This is a genomic window from Pseudomonas sp., assembly GCF_036387035.1.
In the GTDB taxonomy this organism is placed as follows: Bacteria; Pseudomonadota; Gammaproteobacteria; order Pseudomonadales; family Pseudomonadaceae; genus Aquipseudomonas.
Genome location: NZ_DASVUM010000142.1, coordinates 1 through 10,512 on the forward strand (window position 1 = coordinate 1; position 10,512 = coordinate 10,512).

The following is a 10,512-nucleotide window of genomic DNA, read 5'->3' on the forward strand; positions in this document are numbered from 1 at the left end:
TTGATGCCGTCGACCACGATTTCGTCCAGCGCGTTACGCATCCGCGCCATGGCTTCATCGCGGGTTGCGCCCCACGTGATCAGCTTGCCGATCAGCGAGTCGTAGTTGGACGGAACCTTGTAGCCGCTGTACAGGTGCGAATCCACACGCACGCCGTTGCCGCCCGGCGCGTGGAAATGCTTGACCAGCCCCGGGCTCGGGATGAAGGTCTTCGGGTCTTCAGCGTTGATCCGGCATTCCAGCGCATGCCCGGTGATGACCACGTCATCCTGGGTGTACGACAGCTTGTTGCCGGCGGCGATGCTGAGCATCTCCTTGACGATGTCGATACCGGTGACCATCTCCGAAACCGGGTGCTCCACCTGAACACGGGTGTTCATTTCGATGAAGTAAAACCGGCCGTTCTCGTACAGAAACTCGAACGTGCCAGCACCACGGTAGCCAATGTCAATGCACGCCTTCACGCAGCTGGCGAACACCGCCTGACGCGCTTCTTCGTCGATGAACGGCGCCGGCGCTTCTTCCAGCACCTTCTGGTGACGGCGCTGCAGGGAGCAGTCGCGATCACCCAGGTGAATGGCCTGGCCCTGACCGTCGGAGATGACCTGCACTTCCACGTGACGCGGATTGGTCAGGTATTTCTCCAGATAGACCATCGGGTTGCTGAACCAGGCAGCCGCTTCAGCGCGGGTCTGCTTGGCCGCTTCGATCAGGTCTTCTTCTTTGTGCACTACACGCATGCCGCGACCACCGCCGCCGCCAGCGGCCTTGATGATCACCGGATAGCCCACTTCACGGCCAATGCGCAGCGCGGTTTCTTCGTCTTCCGGCAACGGGCCGTCAGAACCAGGAACGGTAGGCACGCTGGCGAGCTTCATGGCGTCTTTGGCGGAAACCTTGTCGCCCATCAGGCGAATGGTCTCGGCTTTCGGGCCGATGAAGGCAAAACCGGACTTCTCGACCTGCTCGGCAAAGTCTGCGTTTTCCGCGAGGAAACCGTAGCCCGGGTGAATCGCCGTGGCGCCGGTCAGTTCCGCGGCCGAAATAATGGCCGGAATGTTCAGGTACGACAGGTTGGCCGGCGCCGGGCCGATACAGACGGTTTCGTCTGCCAGGCCAAGGTGCATCAGCTCACGGTCTGCCGTGGAATGGACCGCGACGGTCTTGATGCCCAGTTCTTTACAGGCACGCAAGATGCGCAAGGCGATTTCGCCGCGGTTGGCGATCAGGACTTTTTCCAACATCGCAGGCTCTCCCCGGTTCAAACGATGGTGAACAGCGGCTGGTCATACTCAACCGGCTGACCGTTTTCTACCAGGATGGATTCGATCACACCGCTGACTTCAGCTTCGATGTGGTTCATCATTTTCATCGCTTCAACGATGCAAATGGTGTCGCCTTTCTTGACCGTCTTGCCGACTTCGACGAACGCTGGCGAGCCAGGCGCTGGTGTGCGGTAGAAGGTGCCGACCATTGGCGATTTGACCACGGTGCCGTTGAGCTTTGGCGCAGAAGGTGCTTCAGCGGCAGCCACTGGCGCGGCAACCGGGGCTGGCGCAGGGGCGGCCATCGGAGCAGGCGCGTAATACTGTTGTGCTGGGGTCTTGCTGTGACGGCTGATCCGTACGGATTCTTCGCCTTCACGGATTTCCAGTTCGTCGATGCCGGACTCTTCCAGCAATTCGATCAACTTTTTGACTTTACGGATATCCATTAATCATCAACTCCCAAGGGACGGTCAGGGGGATTTGGTAGCCGGTTCCGGCGGTCGGGCTCAGTGCTGGACTGCGCCGTTCACACCGTAGAACGCTTGGCCAATTGTTCCAGGGCGGCCTCCAGGGCCAGTCGGTAACCACTGGCGCCAAGGCCGCAGATCACGCCTACAGCAACATCTGAAAAGTAGGAGTGATGGCGGAAAGGTTCGCGCTTGTGCACGTTCGACAGGTGCACTTCGATGAATGGGATGCTCACTCCCAGCAACGCGTCACGTATCGCAACGCTTGTGTGCGTAAAAGCGGCCGGATTGATCAGGATGAAGTCCACGCCTTCATCGCGGGCAGCGTGGATGCGGTCGATCAACTCGTATTCAGCGTTGCTCTGCAGGTACATCAGATGGTGACCGGCTTCGCGCGCGCGCTGTTCCAGATCCTGGTTGATGTCGGCCAACGTGATCGAGCCATAGATCCCCGGTTCACGGGTTCCCAGCAGGTTCAGGTTAGGTCCGTGAAGAACCAGAAAAGTCGCCATCGGTTGTTCCTTGTTGTTCGCGTTTTCGACGCTCACATGCCGAGTGAGCCGCTGATGGGCAGCGACTATGCCGGAAAGTACGATGGACTGTCCAGTTACCCACAATATTCAGCACGATGCCCGATGTTCGCGCGAAGTTTGTGACCGTGGCGCTAAATTTGGTCATTTGCTCTAGAAAGCCGCTCCGAGAACGCTTCAACGTCGATTTCGCCGACGACACGTACGTTTTCCAGTTCATTGCCGTTTTTTCCAAAAAACAGCAGCGCGGGAGGGCCGAACAGTTTGTAGCGATCCAGGAGGGCGCGTTGTTCAGGGCTGCTGTCGGTCATATCGAAGCGGATCAGCCTGAAGGCGCCCAGTTGGCTGACGATGTTCGGATCCGGCAGCACCTCGTGCTCGATGACCCTGCAGCTGATGCACCAGTCGGCGTACCAGTCCACCAGCACCGGCTGGCCTGCGCTTTTGGACTCCGCGAGGATTCTGTCCAGTTCGCTGGCCTGGGTCACTGTCTGCCAGCGGCTGTCTGATGTCGGTTGAGCAGGGCCCGAAATCATCCGTGCCTGCCCCAAGGGGCGCAGCGGATCGGTCTGGCCGCTTAGCGCGCCGTACCAGCAAGCAAGGGCGTACACCAGCAGGAACAAGCCAGGCAATTGAGCGAGGCGCCCGCGCGTGGTCTTTTTGCCGAACTCCAGCGCGCCCAGAAATAGCGCAACACCGGCCCCTAGCAGCCCGATCAACAACAACGTGGCCTGCCCCGGAATCACCCGGCTGAGCAAACCGATGGCCAAGGCCAGCAAAAGCACGCCGATGGCGTTCTTCACCGCGACCAGCCACGGCCCGCTTTTCGGCAGCCACGCCGCGCCGCCGGTGGCCACCAGGACCAGCGGCGCGCCCATGCCCAGGCCCAGAGCGAACAGCTTCAAGGCCCCGCCTAACGCATCGCCGCTGGCGCTTATATAAAGCAGTGCGCCGGCCAACGGTGCAGAGACACAAGGCGAAACCAGCAGGCTTGAAACCACACCGAGAACTGCCGCACCCCACAGGGATCCGCCCTGCGTATTGCCGGCAATGCGATCCAGCCGGTCATTGAGCGCGCGGGGCAGGCGCAGCTCGAAGAGGCCGAACATGGCGACGGCGAAGAGCGCAAAGAACCCGGCGAACGGCACCAGCACCCAGGCGGATTGCAGGCGTGCTTGCAGATTGAGGCTGGCGCCAAACATGCCCATCAGTGCCCCCAGGATGGCGAAGCAGATCGCCATCGGCAGCACGTAGGCCAAGGACAAAGAGAACCCGCGCAGCCCGCCGATCTGCCCGCGCAGGACGACGCCGGAGAGGATTGGCAACATCGGCAACACGCACGGCGTGAAGGTCAGGCCGACGCCAGCGAGAAAGAACAGCAGCAGCTGTTTCCAGCTGAACTCGACGTTGGTGACGTCGCCAGCGAGAGGGATATCGGAGGCGGCAGGGCTCGTGCCGCCGATGCTCACGCGCTCGGTTTCAGGCGGGTAACAGAGCCCTTTGTCAGCGCAGCCCTGATAGGTGACGACCAGGGTGAACGGTCGGTTATCGCCGGCTTTGCGTGGCAGGCTGACGTCGAGAATGCCGTGGTAGACCTCGACGTCGCCGAAGTACTCATCGTGCTTTTTTTCGCCGTCCGGCAGTTGCGCGGCGCCAAGGCCGATGTCGGCAGGCTCTGTGCGGAACTGAAAGCGATGGCGATACAGGTAGTAGCCTTCTGTGGCGACAAACTGCAGTTTGATGGCGTTAGGGGTGGTGTCGCTCAGGTTCAGCTGGAACGCTTGCCGGACCGGCAGGAAATCCTTGGTGTTGTCGACTGCTGCGCTGCCCAGTGTGGCGCTCGATCTGTTCTCGAGAAAGCCCGCGCCAACAGCGGGCAGGGCACAGATGAGCAGTAGCAGACAAAGCAGGCGGCGCATGGCGGTCTCGCATTACAGAAGTCCGCGCATGATAGCGGAGTGGCTGCGGCCGTGCAGGGAGGGCTGGGTTTCTTCGGTCTGAAAATGGTGTAGGACGCAGCCCGTTACACAATGTCAGGTTGGGTGTGTCTGCTCAGCGTCGACGCTGCAACTCGCTTTTCCAGCCCATGCACTTGATTGCGGCCTGCTTTCTTTGCGCGGTACAGCGCCTCGTCTGCCTGCGAGGCCATCATGAGCGCGTCGTCGTCCTCGGCGATTTCCACCACGCCAGCACTGAACGTGCAGAACAAATCGACAGGCTGCGCGGGATAGTGAATCTCGGCGAACCGCTGGCGGATTTCGTCGAGTACACCATGAGCTGCTGCAAGGTCGGTGTCTGGCATGACCACCGCGAATTCTTCACCACCGTAACGCCCGATGTAATCGGTCTTGCGCAGACGCTGCTTGAGGAACAGCGCCAGGCTCTTGATCACGCGGTCTCCCATGGGGTGGCCGTGGCTGTCGTTGACCTTCTTGAAATGGTCGATGTCCAGCATGGCGAAGCTCAAGGGCTTGTTCTCTCGCCGCGCGCGGAAGCTACAGTCTTCGAGCAATTGCAGGATGTGCGTGTGGTTGTAGAGCCCAGTCAGGCTGTCACGGATCATCCGCGCCTTAAGGCTCCGCGCCCGCGCCGCGCGGTTGCGCACGGTAGTAATAAGGTGGCGCGCCTTGATGGGTTTGGTGAGAAAGTCATCGCCGCCTTCGCTCATCGCATCCAACTGCTTGTCCAGATCGTCCTCGGCGGAGAGGTAGATGATCGGCACGCTGACGTAGCGGTCATTGTGCCGGATCACCTTGGCCAGCTCGGTCCCGGTACAGCCTGGCATGTACATGTCGAGGATGATCAGGTCCGGCTGAAAGTCGGCCAGCTCAGGCATGGTCTTGATCGGGTCAAGCAGGGTGCGGGTAACGATTCCGGCGCTGTTGAGCAAGCGTTCGGTGTGCGTCGCCTGGGCCCGCGAGTCGTCGATGATCAGCACCTTGTACGGTTCGTACTGCGCGACCCGGGTCAGGATTTCGATTTTCTCCAACAAGCTGGACGCCTCCAGCGTGCCGGTCAGAAATTCCTCCCCACCTGCGCGCACCGCGGCGAGGCGCGTCGGCGTATCGGTTTCGTAATGACTGAAAAACAGCAGCGGGAGTTTTTGTTCAAGTCCTTCCTGCATCTGGCTGGCGAGTTTCAGGCCCTCACCAGCGCCGCTGAAGTCGACGTCCATGACAACAGCGGCAGGCAGGCGCTCGGCTATCGTCATATGGAAGCTGTTGACGCTGCCCAGGGCCAGTGCGCTCAGGCCGAAGAAATCGAGTTGCCTGGCCAGACGCTCCCCTCGTTCATGGTCCTGCAGGGCGATATAAATGGGCTTGCGCGGTGGGGGCAGAGCGGTTTGCTCAAGGCAGTCACCATGCCTGAGGCCGGTTCGGGAAAGGCGTTGCATCAGGCGATTCAGCTCTGTGATCAGCGCGCTGCTCAGCCGCCCACGGTTGGCCTCGACGTCGAGCAGCGCCAGATTGATCGCCGCGGCCAGTTGCGCGTGCTCGACCTGTTCGAAGCGTTCGGCGAAGCGCAACAGTCGATGGTTGGCCTCGGTGAGTTCAACCCTGTCCGTAGCCGACCATTCGCTTTGCTGCAGACGCTGCCATACCTCAAGAATCTGACGAGCCTGATGGATGACGCGCTGTGCAAAGTGGTGTTTGAGTCGGTCGCGGCTCGGATCTGCTGCTTCGGTCATGTCCTGACTCTTTATAGGGGAAACCCCGATATAAGTGGTGGCGCTATGCTAGCACCACTCCCGTGGGTCAGGTTGTCACAAGTCACTTTCTCGTCATTTTTGACGGTTTTATCCGTCAAACTTCCAGCTTTTCAAGTGTCTGTCAGATCGAGTCGCCGGTAACGTTCCGGGTGGGACCGGCTTTAGAGGGGAAGGCTACGGTAGACACAACGCAGCGTTCAGAATCCCGTCGACTCAGTTGCTAAAGAATTGCACCTCCCATCACGTTCCTGCCAAACGCACCTTGCTGTAAGGTTGCGGTCAGAAGCACTGAATTCCGTGATTGAAAGGACAAGGCCATGCTGGATTGGAAGAAGCGCTCGGACAGCGCGGGAACTGAACGCGTTGACGAAAAGCCGATGGGCAGGGCACCGCGTGGTTATTGGGGCGGCCTGTTATTCAGCCGTGCCGTCGGGGCCGTGGTAGGTATCTATCTGGTGGTTACCGTGGTGCTCGGCATCTGGTGGAGCAGCGAACCGCCCCTGTTTCCGGTCCAGCAACAAGCCCAGGCCGCCGCGCAAAGTGAAGGCAAGCAGATGGTGCTGGGCTACACCACTGTCGAAACCTTGAAGACAGTCGCGTCCACCCTGCTGGACAAACCAGGCGGTTACATTTCCAACGATCGTTCTCCGCCTGGCCTGTGGATGGACAACATGCCGAGCTGGGAATATGGCGTGCTCGTGCAGGTGCGTGATCTGAGCCGCGCGCTGCGCAAAGACTTCGCCCGCTCGCAGTCGCAGTCTGCCGAAGACGGCGATCTGGCACGCGCCGAGCCGCTGTTCAACTTCGACAACAAAAGCTGGGTGCTGCCTTCGAGCGAGTCTCAATACCGCGAAGGCATCGCCATGTTGAGCCGCTATCAAGCGCGCCTGTCCGACCCTAATCAAAAGGGCGCGCTGTTCTACACCCGTGCCGACAACCTGAATAACTGGCTGGGCGACGTCGGTACTCGACTCGGTTCCCTGTCCCAACGCCTGTCGGCCAGCGTGGGGCGGGTCAAGCTGAACAGCACGTTGAAAACCGAGGCGCAGTCCACGGTCACGGTCAAGCCGGGCGAAGTGCCGCAGGTCGATGAAGAAATTGTTGAAACACCATGGATGCAGATCGACAACGTGTTTTACGAAGCGCGCGGTCAGGCATGGGCGCTGTCGCACCTGTTGCGTGCCATCGAGGTCGATTTTGCCGATGTCCTGGCGAAGAAGAACGCAACCGTGAGCGTGCGTCAGATCATTCGTGAACTGGAAGCGTCGCAAGAGCCGATCTGGAGCCCGATGATTCTCAACGGCAGCCCGTTCGGCATCTTCGCCAACCACTCGCTGGTCATGGCCAACTACCTGTCGCGTGCGAACGCTGCGGTGATTGACCTGCGCCAGCTGCTCTCCCAAGGCTGATCGATGACGGTTTCCGATCAAGAGGTCGCGCACCGTGCGGCCTCCGATGCCGAGCTGATTGCCTGGGTTGATCGTCATGATCAGCCCCTCGGTGCGCTGCCCCGGGCAGACCTGCGCGAGCGTGGGCTGATCGGGCGCGGCACCTACATTCTTCTATTCAATTCGGCGGGCGAGCTGTGTGTGCATCGACGCACACTGAGCAAAGCGGTTTATCCCGGTTATTGGGATGTGGCCGCAGGCGGCATGGTGCAGAACGGTGAAAGCTACGAGCTCTCAGCGGCACGCGAACTAGAGGAAGAACTGGGCGTTTCCGGCGTGGCGCTCAGTGCCCACGAACGGTTCTTTTTCGATCAGCCGGACAACCGGTTGTGGTGCGCGGTGTTCTCGGCCGTCTGGGACGGGCCTCTCAAGCTGCAGCCGGAAGAAGTGCTGGAAGCGCGCTTTATCAGCATTGACCACGTGCTGCGCGAAACCGCTGAAAAGCCTTACTGCCCGGACTCGCTGGCCGCCCTGAAGCGCTATTTGGAAGGCGTCGCAAATGTTCCGTAAATTGGCGCATATTTGCACTTAGCAACTGCGTCTTTTGCCGTTACACTGCGCGACTTTTCAGGCCGGACCGCCCTTGCGATCCGGTAGCGCTGCCCCTGCCTGAGTGGGGCTTCGCGGTCGGCTCCCGTCGGCCAGACTTCGCTCCTCAACAAGAGGATTGCCGGTGGCCAAAAAAGCCGCATCCTTCGCTGCCCTCGGTGGCCTGGTATTTTCAACCGACGCCGGTCGTCATTGTCCTGACTGCCGGCAGCCCGTCGACGCCTGCACCTGCAAAAGCACGTTCATCCCTGAAGGGGATGGCATCGCCCGCGTGCGCCGCGAAAGCAAAGGGCGGGGCGGCAAGACCGTCACGACCATCAGCGGCGTTCCGCTGGCTGAGGACGGGTTGAAAGACCTGGCCAAGACGCTCAAGCAACGTTGCGGAACGGGCGGGGCACTCAAGGATGGCGTGATCGAAATCCAGGGTGACCATGTAGAGACGCTGCTGGCCGAGCTGGTAAAACAAGGCTTCAAAGCAAAGAAGTCGGGCGGTTGAGCCGTCCGTTTCGAGCGCATTGATTTTCGTCGTCGGTCTGGCCGCCGCTACTCATGCAAACTCTGCTGCGCAATGCGGGTCTACTGCCCCACAGAGAGCACGCGCCAAATCGTCATTTCCACGCTCTACACTGCGCCCGGCCGGTCAGGCCGGGGCTTTTGACTTTTCTATAGGGGACTTTGATGTCCGTACGACGCACACGCAAAGATGATGGCAGCCAATGGACCGTGGCAGACAGCCGCAGTGTCTACGGGATCCGGCATTGGGGGGCCGGTTATTTCGCAATCAATGAAGCCGGTCGCGTTGAAGTTCGCCCCAACGGGCCGGACAGCTCGCCCATCGATCTTTACGAGCAGGTAGACCAGCTGCGCAAAAGCGGCTTGTCCCTGCCATTGCTGGTGCGTTTCCCTGACATCCTGCAGGACCGCGTGCGTCAGTTGACCGGTGCGTTCGACGAGAACATCGCCCGTCTGGAATACCAGAGCAAGTACACCGCGCTGTACCCGATCAAGGTTAACCAGCAGGAAGCGGTGGTGGAAAACATCATCGCCACGCAGAACGTTTCCATCGGTCTTGAAGCCGGCTCCAAACCGGAACTGATGGCGGTGCTGGCGCTGGCGCCGAAGGGCGGCACCATTGTCTGCAACGGCTACAAGGACCGCGAGTTCATTCGTTTGGCCCTGATGGGGCAGAAGCTCGGCCACAATGTCTTTATCGTCATCGAGAAAGAGTCCGAAGTCGAACTGGTCATCGAAGAAGCCGCCGAACTCAAAGTCGCCCCGCAAGTGGGCCTGCGCGTACGCTTGTCGTCCCTGGCTTCCAGCAAGTGGGCCGATACCGGTGGCGAGAAGTCCAAGTTCGGGCTGTCTGCTGCGCAGTTGTTGTCGGTTGTCGACCGCTTCACCAAGGCCGGTCTTGATCAGGGCATCCGCCTGCTGCACTTCCACATGGGCTCGCAGATTGCCAACCTGGCCGACTACCAACACGGCTTCAAGGAAGCGATTCGTTACTACGGCGAACTGCGTAACCTCGGCCTGCCGGTGGATCACATCGACGTCGGCGGCGGCCTGGGTGTCGACTACGACGGCACGCATTCGCGCAATGCCAGCTCGATCAACTACGACATGGACGATTACGCCGGTGTCGTGGTCGGGATGCTCAAGGAATTCTGCGACGCCCAGGGTCTGCCGCATCCGCACATTTTCTCGGAAAGCGGCCGCTCGCTGACCGCGCACCACGCCATGCTGGTGATCCAGGTTACGGACGTCGAGCGTCACAACGACGAAGTGCCGGAAGTCACCGACAAGGAAAGCCTGCCGGAAACCCTGCAATGGCTGGTCGATCTCCTCGGCCCGACCGACATCGAGATGGTCACCGAGACGTACTGGCGCGCCACGCACTACATGAGCGACATCGCTTCCCAGTATTCCGACGGCAAGATCACCCTCGCGCAAAAAGCCTTGGGCGAGCAGTGCTACTTCGCGGTGTGCCGTCGTTTGCACAACTCGCTGAAAGCCCGTCAGCGTTCCCATCGTCAGGTGCTCGACGAACTTAATGACAAGCTGGCAGACAAGTACATCTGCAACTTCTCGGTGTTCCAGAGCCTGCCGGACACATGGGCGATTGACCAGGTATTGCCGATCATCCCGCTGCACCGTCTGGACGAGGAGCCGCTGCGCCGCGCCGTGCTGCAAGACCTGACCTGCGACTCCGACGGTAAGATCAACCAGTACGTCGACGAGCAGAGCATCGAAACCAGCCTGCCGGTTCACTCGCTGAACGAGGGCGAGGACTACCTGCTGGGCGTGTTCCTGGTCGGTGCGTATCAGGAGATTCTGGGCGACATGCACAACCTGTTCGGCGACACCGATTCGGTGAACATCTACCAGAACCAGGACGGCAGCGCCTATTCGGCCGGGATCGAAACCCACGACACCATCGAAGACATGCTGCGTTACGTGCACTTGTCGCCGGAAGAACTGATGACCCATTACCGGGACAAAGTCGCCAGCGCCAAGATCACCCCGCGTGAGCGCACGCAGTTC

General features: G+C 60.3%; 9 protein-coding genes. 4 read left to right on the forward strand and 5 right to left on the reverse strand.

The genetic code is table 11. The features are described from left to right. From accC to VF672_RS13775, 5 genes are all read right to left on the reverse strand, one after another. On the reverse strand, positions 1-1,244 hold a 1,244-nt coding region (gene accC, locus VF672_RS13755), incomplete at its 3' end, for an acetyl-CoA carboxylase biotin carboxylase subunit (protein ID WP_331105132.1). A 17-nt stretch (positions 1,245-1,261) separates the two neighbouring features. Then, on the reverse strand, positions 1,262-1,714 hold the full coding sequence (gene accB, locus VF672_RS13760; RefSeq protein ID WP_331105133.1) for an acetyl-CoA carboxylase biotin carboxyl carrier protein: 453 nt from the start codon (positions 1,712-1,714) through the stop codon (positions 1,262-1,264). An 80-nt stretch (positions 1,715-1,794) separates the two neighbouring features. Further along, a complete protein-coding gene (gene aroQ / locus VF672_RS13765; RefSeq protein WP_265387290.1) occupies positions 1,795-2,247 on the reverse strand; it encodes a type II 3-dehydroquinate dehydratase in 453 nt (150 codons plus the stop codon). Positions 2,248-2,399: 152 nt separating this feature from the next. Then, positions 2,400-4,184, reverse strand: coding sequence for a protein-disulfide reductase DsbD (locus tag VF672_RS13770; RefSeq protein WP_331105134.1), 1,785 nt, complete (start codon positions 4,182-4,184; stop codon positions 2,400-2,402). Positions 4,185-4,288: 104 nt separating this feature from the next. Beyond that, the gene (locus tag VF672_RS13775) at positions 4,289-5,953 is read right to left on the reverse strand and encodes a PleD family two-component system response regulator (RefSeq protein WP_331105135.1); all 1,665 of its coding nucleotides are present in this window, start codon (positions 5,951-5,953) and stop codon (positions 4,289-4,291) included. Between the two features lie 338 nt (positions 5,954-6,291). Between VF672_RS13775 and VF672_RS13780 the strand changes: the two genes are divergently transcribed. The 4 genes from VF672_RS13780 to speA form a co-directional block, all read left to right on the forward strand. Further along, positions 6,292-7,383: a DUF2333 family protein gene (locus tag VF672_RS13780; protein ID WP_331105136.1), complete on the forward strand. Its 1,092-nt coding sequence runs from the start codon at positions 6,292-6,294 to the stop codon at positions 7,381-7,383. Positions 7,384-7,386: 3 nt separating this feature from the next. After that, positions 7,387-7,932, forward strand: a complete 546-nt coding sequence (locus tag VF672_RS13785; protein WP_331105137.1) for an NUDIX hydrolase — start codon at positions 7,387-7,389, stop codon at positions 7,930-7,932. A gap of 163 nt (positions 7,933-8,095) precedes the next feature. After that, positions 8,096-8,467, forward strand: coding sequence for a translation initiation factor Sui1 (locus VF672_RS13790; RefSeq protein WP_331105138.1), 372 nt, complete (start codon positions 8,096-8,098; stop codon positions 8,465-8,467). 182 nt (positions 8,468-8,649) lie between these two features. Beyond that, positions 8,650-10,512: arginine decarboxylase (speA, locus tag VF672_RS13795; protein WP_331105139.1), on the forward strand; the 1,863-nt coding region annotated here is incomplete at its 3' end.